At 69.3% G+C, this 17,014-nt stretch carries 17 protein-coding genes; 9 read left to right on the top strand and 8 right to left on the bottom strand.

The window, feature by feature from the left end:
• Positions 1 to 314: 314 nt before the first annotated feature.
• Both GY812_15145 and GY812_15140 read left to right on the top strand, forming a co-directional pair.
• Complete coding sequence (locus GY812_15145; protein MCP4436817.1) at positions 315 to 977, top strand: DUF58 domain-containing protein; 663 nt, start codon at positions 315 to 317, stop codon at positions 975 to 977.
• Entirely contained in the window at positions 974 to 3,199 is a 2,226-nt protein-coding gene (locus tag GY812_15140) for a transglutaminase domain-containing protein (protein ID MCP4436816.1), read from the top strand. Before GY812_15145 ends, GY812_15140 begins: the two co-directional genes overlap by 4 nt.
• 21 nt (positions 3,200 to 3,220) lie before the next feature.
• Here GY812_15140 and GY812_15135 read toward each other — a convergent pair whose 3' ends face one another.
• Both GY812_15135 and GY812_15130 read right to left on the bottom strand, forming a co-directional pair.
• Positions 3,221 to 3,610, bottom strand: coding sequence for a DUF3040 domain-containing protein (locus GY812_15135; GenBank protein MCP4436815.1), 390 nt, complete (start codon positions 3,608 to 3,610; stop codon positions 3,221 to 3,223).
• A 107-nt stretch (positions 3,611 to 3,717) separates the two neighbouring features.
• Positions 3,718 to 4,260, bottom strand: a complete 543-nt coding sequence (locus GY812_15130; protein ID MCP4436814.1) for an NUDIX hydrolase — start codon at positions 4,258 to 4,260, stop codon at positions 3,718 to 3,720.
• A 74-nt stretch (positions 4,261 to 4,334) separates the two neighbouring features.
• Between GY812_15130 and GY812_15125 the strand changes: the two genes are divergently transcribed.
• Complete coding sequence (locus GY812_15125) at positions 4,335 to 4,694, top strand: hypothetical protein (GenBank protein MCP4436813.1); 360 nt, start codon at positions 4,335 to 4,337, stop codon at positions 4,692 to 4,694.
• 6 nt (positions 4,695 to 4,700) lie between these two features.
• Complete coding sequence (locus tag GY812_15120; protein ID MCP4436812.1) at positions 4,701 to 5,513, top strand: inositol monophosphatase; 813 nt, start codon at positions 4,701 to 4,703, stop codon at positions 5,511 to 5,513.
• A 24-nt stretch (positions 5,514 to 5,537) separates the two neighbouring features.
• Here GY812_15120 and GY812_15115 read toward each other — a convergent pair whose 3' ends face one another.
• The gene (locus GY812_15115) at positions 5,538 to 6,506 is read right to left on the bottom strand and encodes a helix-turn-helix domain-containing protein (GenBank protein ID MCP4436811.1); all 969 of its coding nucleotides are present in this window, start codon (positions 6,504 to 6,506) and stop codon (positions 5,538 to 5,540) included.
• 242 nt (positions 6,507 to 6,748) lie between these two features.
• On the opposite strand from GY812_15115, the gene GY812_15110 reads away from it, so the two are divergent.
• The 4 genes from GY812_15110 to glpK all read left to right on the top strand — a co-directional run bounded on the left by GY812_15110 (position 6,749) and on the right by glpK (position 11,223).
• A complete protein-coding gene (locus GY812_15110) occupies positions 6,749 to 7,438 on the top strand; it encodes a response regulator transcription factor (GenBank protein ID MCP4436810.1) in 690 nt (229 codons plus the stop codon).
• A 1-nt stretch (position 7,439) separates the two neighbouring features.
• Positions 7,440 to 9,008, top strand: a complete 1,569-nt coding sequence (locus tag GY812_15105) for a HAMP domain-containing histidine kinase (protein MCP4436809.1) — start codon at positions 7,440 to 7,442, stop codon at positions 9,006 to 9,008.
• Positions 9,005 to 9,652 carry a GerMN domain-containing protein gene (locus GY812_15100; GenBank protein MCP4436808.1) on the top strand — a complete coding sequence of 216 codons (648 nt, stop codon included), beginning with the start codon at positions 9,005 to 9,007 and terminating at the stop codon, positions 9,650 to 9,652. Before GY812_15105 ends, GY812_15100 begins: the two co-directional genes overlap by 4 nt.
• A gap of 68 nt (positions 9,653 to 9,720) precedes the next feature.
• Complete coding sequence (glpK, locus tag GY812_15095; protein MCP4436807.1) at positions 9,721 to 11,223, top strand: glycerol kinase GlpK; 1,503 nt, start codon at positions 9,721 to 9,723, stop codon at positions 11,221 to 11,223.
• Between the two features lie 25 nt (positions 11,224 to 11,248).
• On the opposite strand, the gene GY812_15090 is transcribed toward glpK, so the two are convergent.
• Positions 11,249 to 11,857: a hypothetical protein gene (locus GY812_15090; protein ID MCP4436806.1), complete on the bottom strand. Its 609-nt coding sequence runs from the start codon at positions 11,855 to 11,857 to the stop codon at positions 11,249 to 11,251.
• A 127-nt stretch (positions 11,858 to 11,984) separates the two neighbouring features.
• On the opposite strand from GY812_15090, the gene GY812_15085 reads away from it, so the two are divergent.
• Positions 11,985 to 12,572: a TetR/AcrR family transcriptional regulator gene (locus GY812_15085; protein MCP4436805.1), complete on the top strand. Its 588-nt coding sequence runs from the start codon at positions 11,985 to 11,987 to the stop codon at positions 12,570 to 12,572.
• A gap of 21 nt (positions 12,573 to 12,593) precedes the next feature.
• Here the strand turns inward: GY812_15085 and GY812_15080 are convergent, their stop codons facing one another.
• The 4 genes from GY812_15080 to GY812_15065 all read right to left on the bottom strand — a co-directional run bounded on the left by GY812_15080 (position 12,594) and on the right by GY812_15065 (position 17,002).
• Positions 12,594 to 13,769: an aminotransferase class I/II-fold pyridoxal phosphate-dependent enzyme gene (locus GY812_15080; protein ID MCP4436804.1), complete on the bottom strand. Its 1,176-nt coding sequence runs from the start codon at positions 13,767 to 13,769 to the stop codon at positions 12,594 to 12,596.
• 16 nt (positions 13,770 to 13,785) lie between these two features.
• A complete protein-coding gene (locus tag GY812_15075; protein ID MCP4436803.1) occupies positions 13,786 to 14,748 on the bottom strand; it encodes an ROK family protein in 963 nt (320 codons plus the stop codon).
• A gap of 65 nt (positions 14,749 to 14,813) precedes the next feature.
• Complete coding sequence (locus GY812_15070; protein ID MCP4436802.1) at positions 14,814 to 16,529, bottom strand: hypothetical protein; 1,716 nt, start codon at positions 16,527 to 16,529, stop codon at positions 14,814 to 14,816.
• A 110-nt stretch (positions 16,530 to 16,639) separates the two neighbouring features.
• Positions 16,640 to 17,002 carry a hypothetical protein gene (locus GY812_15065; protein ID MCP4436801.1) on the bottom strand — a complete coding sequence of 121 codons (363 nt, stop codon included), beginning with the start codon at positions 17,000 to 17,002 and terminating at the stop codon, positions 16,640 to 16,642.
• Between the last annotated feature and the right edge of the window lie 12 nt (positions 17,003 to 17,014).

The following is a 17,014-nucleotide window of genomic DNA, read 5'->3' as shown; positions in this document are numbered from 1 at the left end:
GTGAGACCGCAGTGCTCGAGCTTCGGTTCGTGGCCGGCGCCCACGCCTCGGCGCAGGCGCGGTTGTTCGGAAGACTCGGCACGGCCGGCCAGGGAATCGTCGCCATCGGCCGCCTCGACGAGGGCCAGTCGGCACCGGTTCGCATCGAGTTGCCCACCCCGACCCGCGGGCTCGTCACGGTCGGCCCGCTACAGGTGCTGCTCACCGACCCGCTCGGGTGGTGGCACACAGAGCGACCCGCAGCGACCACCGCTGCGCTGCTGGTCAGGCCGAAGGTGCACCAGCTTGCCGACAACCTCGCCACGGGAGGTCGGATGCCCTCGCCCGGCAGCCACAGCGGCTCGGCGCTCACCGGTGCGGACGCCGACGCGGACCTCGTGGGACTCCGCCCGTACGTGCCCGGCGACGACCTGCGCCGGGTGCATTGGCGCACATCGGCGCGGCGCAACGAGCCACACGTGGTGCAGGTCGAGCCACCGGCGCGGGCTCCGGGCACGACCGTGGTGCTCGACCAGGGCCCGGACTCGACCGCCGGTGGGTTCGAGCGGGCCGTGGAGGCCGCCGCCAGCGTGCTCACCGCCGCGGCCATGGAGGGCCGGACCATACGGCTCGTGCTAACGCACCCCGCCGTTGGCACCGACGACGGCGATCACCGCGCGGAGCCGGCCGACTCAGGTGATCTCACGGCCTCCGGCCTGGCCGACCTGCTGGATACGCTCGCAACCATCGACCGGCGCCCCGGCGATCCCACGGTCGCGATCGATGTATCCGCGGGCGCCGAAGACACCGTGGTGCTGTGCACCGCATCGCGCGCGGATGTTGCTCCTGACTTCGGTGGCTGCGATGTGGTCGTGTCCTGCGACGAAGCGAACACGACCATGACCCCGCACGGTGCGCGCCTGGTGCACTGGCTCGGCGACACGAGCCTCGGCGATGCATGGCGCACCGCGGTCGAAGCCAGCTGGGCCGCGACATGAGCCCACGAAGCCCGGCCTCGGCCCTGCCACCGACCGCCGGCGGCTGGTACTGGGGTGCGGAGCTCTCGTGCCTGCTGCCCGGCCTGGCGCTCGCTGTCTCTACGGTCAGACTCTTCTCCAGCCCCGCCCCCACCCTGACCCTCGTGGCCGTGGCCACACTGGCCTGGGCGCTCGCGCTCGTCCTGCGGCTGTCCCCGTTGTCCGGAGGCGCCTCGGAGGTCGCCCACCTGCTCCTCGGCTTCGCGCTCCTCGCCTGGGTGGTGGCGCCGGCGGCCCGCTTCGGACCGCTACCCACCCCGGCGTCGCTCACAGAACTCGCGGAGTTGGTGCGCTCGGACTTCGCCGTGTTCGACCAGGACATGGCCCCGCTCGATCCGCGCGCCGGACACATGGCCGTGCTCGCCGCCCTCGTGTGGGTGCTGGCGTTGTTCTGCTCCAGCACCGCCATGCGGGTCCGCTCACCGGTGCAAGCGGTCCTGCCGCACGTGGTGGCGATCCTGGCGCTGGGCTTCGTGGCACGAGACCAGGCCCGGCCGGCCACAGCAGCCGTGCTGCTCGTCGCCATCGGCGGGTACGCGCTGGCCCAGGCGGCGTGGCGAAACGCAGCGTTTCGCTGGCAACCCCATGGCACCCATGGCATCACCCGGCCCCTCGCGGCGGGCCTGGCGATCATCATCGGAGCCCTCGCCGTCACCTCGGCGATCACGCCTCTCAGCCCGGTGCAGAACGATCCTGTGGTCGACCTTCGCCGAGGAGGGCTCGGCGACGGGGGCCCGCGCACGGTCGTCTCGCCTTTCGTTGAGGTCGGCTCCAACCTGTCCAGCCGGAGCAACGACCTGCTGTTCACGGTGCGTACCGACACCCCGGACTATTGGCGCCTCACGTCTCTCGAGGAGTACGACCCGGAGGCCGGCATCTGGGTCCTGGCCAACTCCTACGAGCCGGTCAGGGGCGGAGAGCTGGCACCCGGGGCCGAAGCGGATGCGGCCGTCGCGGACGCTGAGATGTCGATTCGCTCACTCGGGGGCATATGGATCCCGTCGCCACCGGATCCGCTCACTGTGCGCTCCGACATCGAGCTCAACTGGGACCGCGCCTCGGGCTCGCTGATCAGCCGCTCTGGCGACGTCGCCACCGGAGACGAGTTGCGCTTCGAGGCTGAGACTCCCGCCCTGGACCCGGCCACGCTTGGAGGCCGCCAGCCCGGAGCAGCCACACCGCGGTTGCTGGATGCATCGGGCACGCCCACGACCCTCGCCGCCGAGGCACAGCTGCAGACCTCGGGCCTCGACACCTACGAGTCAGCCCTTGCGCTGCAGAACTGGTTCCGCTCCGAGTTCACCTACGACGAGACCGTCGACTACTCGACCAGCCGGGACCCGCTCGCCGCGTTCCTCGACCTGCGGCGCGGATTCTGCCAGCAGTTCGCCACGGCATTCACGCTTGCAGCACGATCGCTCGGCATTCCTGCGCGGGTGGTGGTCGGCTTCACCCCGGGCAACCCGGTGCAGGGCGACCCCACCGAACTGGCCGTCTACGGACGACAGGCGCATGCATGGCCCGAGGTGCTCATCGACGGGGTCGGCTGGGTGTCCTTCGAGCCCACTCCCGGACGCGGCAACCCGGCAACCACCCAGGTCACCGGGGTACCTCCCGCCCAGGCGGCCCCGCCCGAGGGTTCCGAACAGAGCATCGACCAGCCTGACGACTCGACCACCACCACCGAGGCCACACAGCCGGAATCGGCGGGTGAGGCCAACCCCGACCAGGGAGTCGGCGACAATACCGAACAGGTCAACGCCGGCGGGGCCGAGCAGCAGGAGTCGGCCGGACCGTGGCGCTGGATCCTGCCGCTGCTGGCGGTGGGCGTCCTCGGCGCGGCAGCGGTCGTGCTGATCCGCCGTCGCGGTCCCGGCGATCCGCCGCGGCGCGAGCAGGATCCGGTGTCGACAGCTTGGTACCGGGCATGCGCACTGCTCGAGCGTGCAGGTTCACCGATCGGCGCGGCCGAGACCCCCAACGAGTACGCGCACCGTGTCAACCAGGCCAGGGCGCTCGGGGCGCTGGTGGTGCTGGCACAGCTCGAGTCGGCGCGAAGGTGGTCGTCGCGGCCGCCGGGTGCCGTCGACAGCGAAACGGCTCAGCTGGCGCTGGTCGAACTGGCCGCCCAGTTGGACACCGCACTGGATCTCGAAAGGGCGACCGAGACGGCCAGCAGCTGAGATCGGCTCGGGAACCGGTGCTCAGGACTCGTCGGTGTCCTCGTCGCGACGCAGCCGGTCGCGGGCACGGGTGCCTGCACTGTCGATGTAGTCGCGCAGGCTGTTGCGCCGGATGGCCTTGGTGGCCTCCTGCATGCCGGCTCGACCCACGCGGCGCAGGTTCCGTTCGATGTACATCGCCGTGGCGAACATGCCGAGGAACCCGACGAAGCCGAGCAGCCAGTTGATGCTCAGCAGGAGTACCGACACGGCAAGCCAGACAACGAACAACACGATCGCCCAGCGCAGCTTGCCGAACGCGTCACGGTAGACCGTTGTCTTGGAGACCTGATCTGCCAGATCGGGATCCGACTCCCTCAGCTGGCTCTCGATCTCACTCAGGATGCGCTGCTCGTCTTCAGAGAGCGGCATGGGCGGTGACCCCCTGACGTCCGATGAACTGCATGATGACACACGCTACCGCCGTTTGTGGACCCCCCGGCTCCGCCAGCGTCGAAAAATGAGGGCATTCGCAGCCTTCACCCACGGTCGACACGCGTGATCTCGAGGCTGCGGTGGTCGGTGCCCTCCACCAGGTACTCGAAGCTGCGGGGGTGGTCCCAGCGCTGGGCCATCCATTCCACCAGGGGCTCGCGCACCCAGGGATGTGCGTCACACAGCCGGCCTTCGCACTCCCCCACGGGCACCACGGCGGCCTCGGTCACGATGCCGTCGGGGTCGTGGCCCGTGCGCATCCGGCCCGACACTCCGAGCGCCCGGTACACCTCCACACGCAGGTTCCAGCCGAGCCCGGGTGCCCGGGCGGTGATTTCATAGAGCGGCCCACTCCAGGCCGTCACCGACAATCCGGTCTCCTCGACCACCTCGCGGGTGAGGCCACCCACCACTTCCTCGCCCTCGTCGATCACCCCTCCGGGAGGCGTCCAGTCGATGATTCCGCCACGGCGCACGTTCTGCACCAACAACAACCCGGGGTCGGTCGACTCTGGCCCGGCGCGACCCACCACCTTGCCCATGACCGCCGACTCGATGACGGCACCACCAACCAGCCACTCATGCACCCGCCCAGTCTGTCACGGCGAATGACCCGGCCACCGATGGGAGCCGCACCGCGTGCGGCCGTACAATCAGGGTCGTGAACGACAGCCCACAGACCGCTGGTCCGGCCTCAGGCAGCGAAGGCCTGCCCGAGCGGGGCGAAGGCCTGCCACAGACCGCGCTACCGCCCGTGGCGGCGCGGGTTCTCGCCTTCCTCTCAGTGTTCATCGGAGCGGCAGCCGGAGGGTTCATCGGCTATGCGTTCGGCGAGCTCGGTGGTTTCGGCTCTGTTGCCACGGGGTTCCTGACCCTGCTGGTCGGCCTCGGATTCGCGGGCGGAGTGGCGGTCATCGCCGTGCTCACGCTGCGCGCCCTCGGCGAGTGGCAGACGATCCGCCGCCAGGGACCAGAGGCCGTGCGCGCGGCCCGCGCCGAGCGCTCGGCGCGCAGGAGCTGAGCCGAGTTGGCGACCCCCGACGTCGATCCGGACCTGACCGCCGAGCTTCTCGACGTCGCGCTGCAAGCGGCGAGCGCAGCTGCGGAGCTCGTGCACGGCAGCCGTCCGGCCGACCTGACCGTCGAGACCAAGTCGAGCGCCACCGACCACGTGACCAACATGGACCGCTCGTCCGAGGCCCTCGTGCGCAGGATCATCCAAAGGCGCCGGCCCGCGGACGCGGTCATCGGCGAGGAGGACGGCGGCACCGCCACCGACACCGGCGTCACATGGTGGGTGGACCCGATCGACGGCACGACCAACTACGTCTATGACCACCCCGGCTACGCGGTGTCCGTGGCCGCCTGGGTCGACGGACAACCCGTGGCGGCAGTGGTGGAGGACCCGACCCACGGTCGCACCTACAGCGCTTCACGCGACATGGGTGCGTTCTGCAACGGCGAGCGGCTGCAGCTCGGGGCCCCACCGCCGCTCTCGCAGATGCTGGTTGCAACGGGCTTCGGGTACGACCCGGCGCGCCGCTCGAACCAGGGGCAGGTGGTGGCCTCGATTCTCGCCGACATACGCGACATCCGTCGGATGGGAGCCGCTGCGGTGGACCTGTGTTCGGTCGCGGCCGGCCGCGTCGACGCGTACTACGAGGTGGGCCTCTCATGGTGGGACCTGGCCGGCGGACTGCTGGTGGCCATGGAAGCCGGTGCCGCAGTGGAAGCGATCGAGGGCGGCCCGCCGAGGCCGGGATCGGTGCTGGCTTGCCACCCGGACCGAACGGCCGAACTGCGCGACCTGTTGCTCACCGCAGGAGCGAGCGGGCTCTGAGCCGCGTGATGTGCGAGACCCCGGTCAGCGGGTCTGCTGCTCGCCCGGCGTGCCGTCGGGTTTGCGCTCCACGACAGCGGCGTCGCCGACCGATGCCTCCGGGGCCGGCGGCAGCGCCTCGAGTTCGGTACCGGGTCCCGCACCATCTCTTTCGAGGGTGGCGGCGTCGCCGATGTCGACGTTGGGATTGGGCGGCAGCTGGGACAGGTCGCCACTGCCGGGTGCCGGGTCCTGGCCGCTTCGCTCGACCGTGGCTGTATCGCCGATGTCGACGTTCGGATTGGGCGGCAGCTGGGACAGCTCAGGGGCCGGCTCGAACACATTGACCGTCGGCTCCACCTCGCCGGCGCCATCGTTGATCGCCTGGAAGGTGAGCACCCCGCCGGTAACCACGGCCAGGGCCACGCCCAGGCTCACGAGCACCTTGGTGCGCCCGACTCGATGCTCGCTCGCCATCAGCCTGCGCAGGTCGGACTCGAGATCTGCGGGCGCCGCACCGAGCTGGCCGGCGAGCGCCTTGAGGTCGGCGCCCCGCAACGGAATCACCGTGCCGCGGTCGACGTGGCGCAGCTCCCACACCATCTCGAGGTAGCTGTTGAGCACGGCCTTGCGACCCACTCCGTCGCTCAGCAGCGAGATGTCGGGACCGGCCCTCAGGTAGCCCTCGTTGAGGTCGACGATCAGCTGGCTGCGCGGCGGCACGATGTCTTCCGGCGCCACGCCGTAGATCCGCCCGAGCTCTTCGAACACATCTGGTGAGACCTCGATGGCGCCGCTCTCGAGCGCCATCAGCCTCGTCGCGTCGACGTCTCCGTCGAGCTGGTCGGCGACCTGTTCGAGACCTAGTCCCTGTCGGGTGCGTGCCTCCGCCAGCAGCAGCCCAACCCTCTCAGGGGGCGCTTCGAGGACCGCAACGGGCTCGTGACCCGGAAGCGGCAGGCCCGCATCCGATGAGGTACCGCCCAGGTCCTCCATTGGGGTGTCGTTTGCCATGGGTCAGCTCCTTGGCTTCCAATCGGTCCACCCCAGCACCTACCTGAGCATTTTCTCGCACTTCTGCCCCACCACAAGGCCCAATCGGCTGGGTAATCCCCCCAGCGTCCACGCACACCTGCCGGATGCGGGCTGGATGCCGGCTGTTCCGGGGTCGGTGGTACACGCCGACGGGCCCCGGACGGACCCCCGCGCAGCTTCAGATGGCCTTTGTCCCCCGCAGCGGTCTTCCATGGGCGAGAATGCACGGCGTGGGTACGACAATCCTGACCGTCGAAGACGACGAGCGAATCCGCACCTCGGTGCGGCTCGCGCTCGAAGACGAGGGCTGGAACGTGATCGAGTCCGAAACCGGCGAGGACGCGATCGCCACGTTCGGCTCCTCCAATGCGGACGTGGTACTGATCGACATCATGTTGCCGGGCATAGACGGTTTCGAAGTGTGCCGCTCCATCCGGCGCCAGAGCGACGTGCCCATCGTGATGGTGACCGCGCGTGCGGACACCCACGACGTGGTGGCGGGCCTGGAGGCCGGCGCGGATGACTACCTGACCAAGCCTTTCGTGCCGAAGGAGCTCTCGGCGCGGATCCGTGCGATGTTGCGAAGGGCACGCACGCCCGCCCCCGGCAGTCCACACCTCGTGTTCGGCGAGCTCGAGGTGGTGCCCCAGGAAGGCGTGGTTCTGCGCGACGGCGAACCGGTGCACCTCACCAAGACCGAGTTCAGGCTCCTGGTGGAGCTCGCCGCCCAACCCGGCGTCGTGCTGTCCCGCGAGGACCTGCTCGAACGGGTCTGGGGCCATGGGGTGTTCGGCGACGGACGACTCGTCGACGTGCACATCCGGCGCCTGCGCACCAAGGTCGAACCCGACCCGGCAAACCCGACCCATGTGGTGACCGTGCGCGGGCTCGGGTACAAGCTGCAGGGTTGATGTGAACGCGCACCAGTACGCGGGGCGCGAGATTCGGTTCGGACTCCGTACCCGCATCGCGTTCGCGGTCGCAATGCTCTCGCTGCTGCTGTCCACCGCCGTCTCGCTGACGGTCTACGCGGTGGCCCGCCAGAACCTGCTCGATGCCCGCGAGGAGGTCGCGAGCCGGCGTGCCCTGCGCAACGCCACCGTGCTGTCGGGACGCAACCTCTCCGAGGCCGACAGCAACGAGCTCGAGAGCGCGCTCAGTTCCCTCAGCGATGCCGGCAAGCCGATAGTGGCCTGGGACCTGGGCGCCGGCTCTCAGCCGCTGGACCCGCGCTGGACGCTCGACCAGCTTCCGGAGGAGTTGCGCGACGCGGGCTTCACCGAGGAGGACCCCGTCATCATGCGGTTCGGGTCGGAGGAGGGGACGGTCATCGGCGTGGCCGTTCCCATCCCGGACCAGTCAGCGGCGTTCTTCGAGGTGACCGAACTCGAGGACATCACCGACGCACTCGAATCGATCCGGCTCGCCCTTGCAGCCGCCGTGATCGGCTCCACGGTGGTGGCGGCGCTTGTGGGCTACTGGGCGAGCCGGTACACCATCCGGCCGCTGACCCGCGTGAGCCTCGCGGCACAATCCGTCGCCGCCGGACAGCTCGATACCCGACTCGACTACTCCCAGTACCGCCACGATCCCGACCTGGCACCACTCGTGGCCAACTTCAACGGCATGCTCCAGGCTCTGCAGACACGCATCAACCGCGACGCCCGCTTCGCCAGCGACGTGAGCCATGAGCTGCGTTCGCCTCTCACAACCCTCAACGCAGGGCTCCAGGTGCTCGACAACAACCGCGACGAGATGCCCGAGCGCGCCCGCCAGGCTCTGGACCTGCTCGCACTGGACGTCGACCGCTTCACCCAGCTCGTGGAGGACCTGCTCGAGATCTCGCGCTTCGATGCCGGTGCGGTCCGACTCGAACTCGACGACGTGGCGCTGGCACCGATGGTGCGCAGCACCGTCGCGACGCTCACCGATGGAGGCGTTCCGGTCGAGGCAGACCCCGAGGTGGAATCCCTCGTCATTGCATGCGACAAGCGTCGACTTGCCCAGATCCTCGCCAACTTCCTCAACAACGCCGAGAAGTATGGGGGCGGCGCAACGTCGGTGTCGGTGTCGCGCCACGATCCTGACCCGGAGCACACGAGCGGCGAGCCAACCGTGCGCATCGCGGTGGAGGACGCCGGCCCCGGCGTACCTGTGGATCAGCGGGAGGCCGTGTTCGACCGCTTCAACCGTGGCGACCAGGGCGGCGCCCGCGGTGCCGACATCGGCGTGGGCCTCGGCTTGGCCCTCGCCGCGGAGCACGCGAGGTTGCAGGCCGGGCGGGTCTGGGTCGAGGACCGCGAGGACGGTGGCCAGGGGGCGAGGTTCACAGTCGAGCTGCCGCTGCTCGAGGTCCACCACGACATCTCGGATCCGGACGATCTGGCCGCCGCAACACCCGAGTCGACCAGCAACCTCACGCTCACGGGCGAGCACCGCGCGATCGTGATCCCCGGCCCGAGCGAGGAGGATGACCGGTGAGCGGCACTCCGATCATCCGCATGGTGTTCGCAGTCACGATCACCGCAATCGCGGCTGCGGCGTGCGGGATCGGCACCGACTCCGATCCGCGTGCGCTGCCCGTCACCACGAGCACGACCACCACCGAGGCACCCGGTTCCACGGGGCCGGAGAAGTTCAACCTCTACTTCGTGCAGGCGGACAGCCTCGTGCCGGTCGCCCGCCAGATACCGGCGCGTACGCCCACCGCTGTCATCGAATCGCTCCTAGTCGCGCCCGATGAGTCCGAGGGCACGGGGCTGTCGAGCTCGATCCCTGCCGCGACCCGGCTCCTGGGCCTCCTCACCGTCGACGGGTTGGTCGAGGTGGACCTGTCAGAGGACTTCGAGGACGTGGTCGGCCCGGGCCGCAGCCGGGCCATCGGCCAGATGGTGATGAGCGTCACGGCGCTCGAGGAGATCGACGGCGTGCGGTTCTCGATTGAGGGTGACCCGATCGACGTCAACTCCCTCGACCCCGAACGGGGCATCGTGAGCGTGGTCGACGCCTGTGACTACTTCGACCTCCTCGCCGAGCCCCAGGCGGAGGACCTCGAGCTGTCCTTCGCTCAGCGCACCGTGCTCGACCTGCGCCGCGAAGACCTGCGTCAGCAGTGCAACCTCTGAACCACCTCTGACACCTGCTGGATCGCCCAAGGATCTGCCTGCGCAGCGGTCGCGTATGGTGTCCCCCCATGGCTTGGGTGATCTCGATCGATGCAGGTACCACGGGCGTGCGTTCGTTCGCCATCGACGACAGCGGTGTGCCCGGCCACGTGGCGCATCGCGAGTTCACACAACACTTCCCGCAGCCGGGTTGGGTGGAGCACGACGCCGAGGAGATCTGGCAGGTCACCCAGGCCACGCTTGCCGAGGTCGTGGATGCCATCGGCGGTCAGCCCATCGCCGCGATCGGCATCACCGTGCAGCGCGAGACGATCGTGGCCTGGGACGCACGCGACGGCCGACCGCTCCATCGGGCCATCGTCTGGCAGGACCGGCGCACTGCCCAGCGCTGCGAGGACCTCGAGGCAGCCGGGGAGCTCGACCGGGTGCGCTCGCTGACAGGATTGGTGCTCGACCCGTACTTCTCGGCATCGAAGATCGAGTGGCTGCTTCGCCACGGCGGGGTCGAGGCCGACCAGCACCTGCGGCTCGGCACCATCGACTCATGGCTGCTGTGGAACCTGACCGGCGGCGAGGTGCACGCGACCGACGTGTCCAATGCGGCTCGCACGATGTTGTTCGACATCCGTGACCTCGACTGGTCCGACGATCTGTGCGACCTGTTCGGTGTGCCACGCTCGGCGCTGCCGGATCCGATGCCCTGTTCGGGAACGTTCGGCACTACCTCGGACGACTGTGCCGCGGGGGCCGGCATTGCGGTGTCGGGGATGGCGGGCGACCAGCAGGCCGCGCTGTTCGGCCAGGCGTGTCTCGAGCCGGGCATGGCGAAGAACACCTACGGCACGGGCTCCTTCGTGCTGATGAACGTCGGCAACGCCTGCCCCGAGCCCACAGACGGGATGCTCTCCACGGTCGCGTGGCAACTCCCCGGGTCGATGCTGGGCTCCCCTGAGTCGACGGTCACCCACTACGCGCTCGAAGGCGCGGTCTTCTCCACCGGCTCAGCAGTCCAGTGGTTGCGTGACGGTCTCGGGATCATCGGGTCGGCAGCCGAGACCGGCCCACTGGCTGAATCGGTGCAGGACAGCGGCGGCGTCGTGCTGGTTCCGGCATTCACGGGGCTGGGATCGCCATGGTGGGATCCGCGCGCCCGCGGCACGATCGTGGGGATAACACGTGGCACCAACCGGGCCCACATCGCCCGGGCGGTGGTCGAGTCGATGGTCCACCAGACCCGCGATGTCGTCGACGCGATGACCGCCGCGTCCGGCAGGCAGGCAGCAGAACTGCGCGTCGACGGCGGAGCAGCCGTGATGGACCTGCTGTGCCAGCTCCAGGCCGACCAGCTGGGAGTCACCGTTGCGCGCGCGGCGCAACCCGAGACCACGGCCCTGGGCGCCGCCTACCTGGCTGGCCTAGGCGTGGGCGTGTGGGCCGATGCCACAGAGGTGTCGGCCTCGTGGAGCGCGGACCGCCGGTTCGAGCCGACCGGCGACGCGGACGCTATCGAGGCGGCCCACGCAACCTGGCACAGGGGCGTGGAGCGCTCTCTCGACTGGGCCACCGACTGACCGACCCAGCCATTCGCGGCTTCGTTCAGCCAAGGGCTCCCATACCGTCCAGCATGGCGCGCTCGCGGCCGCGCACGGGCAGACGGCTGCGGCAAACCACCAGCTTCCAACCGTGGTCGGCGACCTCTGCGATGGCGAACTCATCCAGCTCCGCAGCGTCGCCGTCGGCCGTGGCCCCGAGGACGAATCCTGACAGCCACGCCTCGTTGGGCAGTTCATCGCCGTCGCCGCACAGGAGGCTTGCTGAGCCGGTGTCGACAACAGCCGCCCAGTCGGCGTGCAGCAGCCGCATGGCGCCGCCGACGAGGACACAGGCGCGCTGCGCAGGTGATTCGACGGCGGCCAGTTCCGCGGCCACCTGCAGGGCTGCAACCGCCAGGTCCTCATGGTCCCGCCCGGCCGGTCGCACGTCCTCCACATCCGCGCCGTCGATCTCGTGGATCTCCGACACCAGCAGGTCGACCAGTGACTCGTCCGGCAGGTTGATCAGCAGCTCGTCGACCGCGCGGCCAGCGCCACGGTCGATGATGTCTATACCGACCACGTCCCCGCCTACTGCACCCACGCGGGACGCTACGAGACCGAGCGCGCCGGGTCGGTCGGGCAGCCATACGCGCAACACGAACGCCGTCATGCACGACAAGCTAATGCCCGATCGTTTCGGGACTGTTTCCCGGGGTCACCGGTCGGCACATAGGAGGTCTCCGCCGACAGGCGCCTGCCTTGACCGAGCGGTCAAGTTTCCCGCTACGGTGAGCGCCGTGACGAGACGGCTCACCACGAGGGGCAAGGAGCGGAGGGCCCAGCTCCTGGCCTACGCCACGAAGCGCTTCGCCAGCGACGGCTATCACCCCACATCGGTGGCCGACATCGTCGACGGAATGGGAGTCGGCAAGGGCGTCTTCTACTGGTACTTCGAGTCGAAGGAAGAACTCTTCGTCGAGATCCTCCGCAACGCCCAGAAGGACCTGAGACGCACCCAGCAACGCGCCATCGAGGGTGTCGACGATCCGGTGCGCCGCCTCGAGCTCGGCATCCGCGCCGCGGTCCTGTGGATGGCCGAGCACCCCGAGGAACGCCGGCTCTTCGAGTTCGCACGCACCGAGGGCAGCTTCGCCCGGGCGATGAGGGCGGGTCAGTCGGTACTGGTGGCCGACGCCGTGACGCACCTGCGCGAAGCGGTCGAGTCAGGAGCGATCCCGGACCGCGACCCAGAGGCGCTGGCGCACGCCGTGCTCGGCGTCTCCAACCAGCTCACCACGGTCTACATGGGCTCCGCAGACCGCAGCCACGAGGAGGTTGCGGACCTGGTGGTCGCCATCTGCCGCAACGGCTTCGCCGGCCGCTGAGCGGCACGGCGCACCACGCGCTCAGCCCAGCTTGGTGAGCGAACGGCGCAGGTTGCGAACGGCCTGGGTTATCCGCTGCTCGTTCTCGATCAGCGCGAACCGCACATGACCCTCGCCGCCGGGGCCGAATCCGACGCCGGGCGACAACGCCACCTCGGCATCGCGCACGAGCTGAGAGCAGAACTCCACCGAACCCATGTCCTGGTAGGGCTCCGGAATCCGCGCCCAGGTGAACATCGTGCCCTTCGGTGGCTCCACCTCCCAGCCGATGCGGTTGAGCCCATCACAGAGGACGTCGCGGCGGCCCTGGTAGATGGTGTTCACCTGCTCGGGGAAGTCGGGCTCCTCGTTGATGGTGACCGTTGCAGCGATCTGGATGGGCTGGAACGTGCCGTAGTCGAGATAGGACTTCAGCTTGGCCAGCGCCGCGACGACCTCTCGGTTTCCGACCATGAACGCCACACGCCAGCCCGCCATCGAGAACGACTTGGTCATCGAGTAGAGCTCCACCGCGACTTCCTTGGCACCCTCGGCCTGCAGAATCGACGGCGGTCGGTATCCGTCGAATCCGAGGTCTGCGTAGGCGTTGTCGTGAACGAGCAGCACCTCCTTTTCACGGGCGAAGTCGACGACCCGCTGCATGAACTCCACATCCACGCATGTGGTGGTCGGGTTGTGGGGGAATGACAAGACGATCACCCGTGGCTTCGGGTGGCTGTACTCCCATGCCCGCAGCATGTTGTCGAAGAACTCCTCACCGGTGCCGAGTGGGATCTCGCGGACATTGGCCCCGGCGAACAACGGACCGAAGATGTGGATCGGGTAGCTGGGAGCCGGCACGAGTGCCGCATCGTGTGGCTGCAGCAGCGTCCACATGAGGTGGCTGAAGCCCTCCTTCGCTCCGATCGTGTTGATGACCTCGGTCTCAGGATCGAGGTCCACACCGAAGCGACGCTGGTAGTAGCCGGCGATCGCCTGGCGGAGCTTCGGGATGCCCCTCGATGCCGAGTAGCGGTGGTTGCGCGAGTTGCGGGCGGCCTCGGCGAGCTTCTCCACCGTGATCTCGGGCGACGGCAAGTCGGGGTTGCCGAAGCCCAGGTCGATGATGTCCGCTCCGCCGCGCCGCGCCTCGACCTTCAGGCTGTCGATGATCGTGAACACATACGGGGGCAACGAACTGATCCGGCGGAACTCCATCCCTGAACGCTAACCCCTATGCACCGTCGTGCTGCAGACGGTTTGCGAGCAGTGCGGCACCGACGGCCCCGGCCTCGACTCCCCACGGCACGACCTCCACGCGCACGCCACGACGTGCGACCGTCGGGTTGGCGTCGAGGCGGGCCTGCACCGCGGCGAGCCACATGTCGGCGGACCCGACGAGACCCCCGCCGAGGAACACCACCTCGGGGTCGAGCAGGTTGATGATCTGGCCGAGACCGACTGCAACCCACCGTGAGAAGTCGGCCACCACGGACATCGCGCCACCGTCGCCCGCGCGCGCCGCGGCCATGAGCTCCTCGCCGGTCGGCTCCGCCGCGTGTGCGAACGGCGCAGGGTCCAGGGTTCCGGAATCGATGGCGGACCTGACGAGCAATGCCAGGCCTGAACCCGACGCATACCGCTCCCAGCACCCGCGCTGCCCGCAGGGGCATTCCGGCCCGGATGGATCCACCACTGCGTGGCCGGGTTCGCCTGCGAACCCGTGCGCGCCACGAACCAGCCGGCCACCCACCACGACTCCGGCGCCGATTCCGGTTCCGAATGTCACCGTCACCAGGTCCTGTGCGCCCGCGCCGGGCGCGGCCATGGCCGCGAACGCAGCGCAGTTGGCGTCGTTGTCGGCCACGACCGGCAGACCGAGCAACGAACGGAGGTCGCCGGCCACGTCGACGCCCACCAGCACTCCCACATGGGCGGACGTGCGGGCGATGCCGTCGAGGCCCACGTAGCCCGCGATGCCCACACCCACCGCTGCAGGCGCACCGTGCTCCGCGGCGAGTTCCGCCACCAGGGCTGCGAGACCCCGGGGTGTCGGTTCACCGACGTGGCGCCGTCGCTCTAGGATCGTGGGCCCGTCTGCGCCGGCCGGGTCGACCACTACCGCGAGCGCCTTGGTGCCGCCGATATCCAGCCCCAGTAGTGGGGTGCCGGGGTCGCTCGGCGGGGCGCTGGCCATGTCCCCGGTCTACCAGTGCCCACAGCCACCGCAGGTGACCGGCAGCGTTCGGGGTGCCCGTCCGGTCAGGTCCGGATGACCGAGCCGAGGTTCCCGACGGCCTGGATCGCGTCGATCACCTCCGGGCGGTCGGTGATCCACACGATCTGTGTGGTGGCCCCGAGCGCCACCACGTCGAGCGGATCCACCTGGTCGAGGGCATTCGGGCCCTGGTCGGGCTCCATCACGAGCACCGGAACCGTGCCCACGTGCGGCTGCGGCCTCCGCGACTCGATCTCGCGCACCAGGGACCAGTCCGCAGCGTCCGGCACGACCGAGACCCCGCCGGAGCGCAGGTCGACTCCGGCACGGGAGTCGGGCTGGGCGAGGTTCGCTGCACGCTCCAGTGCGGCCAGACGTTCCCCCACCTGCCTCAGGCGCGCCTCGAGGTCAGCCTCGAGGTTCTGCAGGTCGATGACGCGCTCCCGGTCACCACCGATGCCGCTGCCGACCCTGCTACGGGGAGGCTGCGAGCTGGCAGGGGAGGCGGACCGTTCCGCGGCCTCCAGTTCTGCCTCCGCCACCTCGAGTACCTCGCGTGGCGTGTACCTGGAACCGGGGTCGAGCCCGAGCTCCACCGACAACCGGGTGGCGGTCAGGTCCGCCGGTGCATTTGCGCCACTGCGGCCGGGCAGGACCGCGCGAAGGCGGGCGGCCATGAGCCTCGGATCAGCGTTCATGCCCGCACCGACGGAGTCCCCGACAAGGGCTGCACCCTCGGCCAGGAGAGCCACCTCATGTTCGCTGTCCACCGCCGCCTGCTGCTGGCGCTGGTGCCAGAAGTCCTGAAGTTCGAGGAGGAGTTCGAGCCTGGCGGACGTGGCTCCCCCGTCAGGGCGCGGCGCCGGGTCCGGCTCTGCTGCGCGCGACGCCAACAGGTCCGAGTACGACGTGTGGCCGAGGCCGGCGAGCAACCGCCGCTCGGTGCTGCGCAGGTCGGCGAGCCGGCGCCGCTGGCGCCGGGTCATGTTCTCCTCGAACGCGATGCGCAGCATCTCACCGCGGACCGCCTCGACCTCCGCGGCGGCGTCTGCCAATGCGGAGCCTGAGGGATGCGCCGTATCGTGCATCGCGGCCTGCGCCGACTCGATCGCCACCTGACACTCGGCCATCAGCTGTGCGAGCGCCGCTGCCCGCCCTCTACTCGATGCCCGGCGGTCGGCAATGCCTTCCAGCAGTTCGGCGACTTCACCAGGCCTCGATCCGCCGCGTTCGGCCAGCTCCATGGCCAGCTGGTCGGCCAGCTCGCGGACGTTGGCCATCGACTGATCGACACCCCGCTCCGCCGGGCCGGCGGTCGAGGCAGGGTCGGGCACCGAGCGACCGGACCACTTGCTCGCTGAATGCGAACGCTCCTGCTCGAGCGCCCGTGCGACGAGTGTCAGCTCGCTCTGGGCGGCTCGTTGCTGCGCTCGCAGGCTCGAGATCCTCTCTGCGTTCGCGTACTCCGGAACGTCGGGGCCATCTGCACCCTCAACACCAGGGCCTGGCACCACCAGCACTGCAGCAGGCGCCGCGGTGAGTGAGTACGTCTCGGCAAAGGCCGGGTCGAGTGGAACGGTCGTCCCGTTGAGCTCCATCAGTGCCTCGAGCCCGGGAACCCTGGGCTCGGTGAGTGCCTCGAACGTCTCCTTGAGCGAATGGCGATCCGCTGCGCTCGAACCTGCGACGACGGTCACCCGCTTGTGGAGGTCTATCGGCACGGCGCCCGGGGCGCGCGCACGGAGGGTGACAATCCTCACCTGACCTCCGCCTCTCGATCCACGCGTTCCCCAGTTTCGCGACCGCAACCGCCTGCGACCAAGTCCGATACATCCAGCGTCGGGCCTTATGACCCTCCCCTATTGATGCATCATTCCACGTCTATCCGCCTCACGCGAGTAGATGACGCCTCATTGTCGCTCCGAGTGGCCTTGTCAGCACCTTCTGTCGCTCCAGAGGTGCTGTTCGGGGCGGTTTCAGCCCCGTCCTCGCCCGGATCATCTGCGCCGGTCATGTCTTCACCGGGTGGAGCGGCACCGTTGGCCGGCCTGGGACGGGCGACCGAGCCGAGGTCGGCGACCACTGTGCGTAGGGCCTGGGCCGCGTCGTCGACGAATTCGGAGTCCTCGACCATCTCTTCGGCGGCATCGAGGAACGAGCGTGCTGCACCGATCAACTCACGGGCTGCTTGCTGGAGGTGTTCGGTGCCCCTGGAGGCGTGTTCGTTGTCCACGTTCCCACTATG

The sequence above is a fragment of the Actinomycetes bacterium genome (assembly GCA_024222295.1).
GTDB lineage: Bacteria > Actinomycetota > Acidimicrobiia > Acidimicrobiales > Microtrichaceae > JAAEPF01.
The sequence above is the reverse complement of the archived record's forward strand: the minus strand, read 5'-3'. Positions and strand labels throughout refer to the sequence as shown.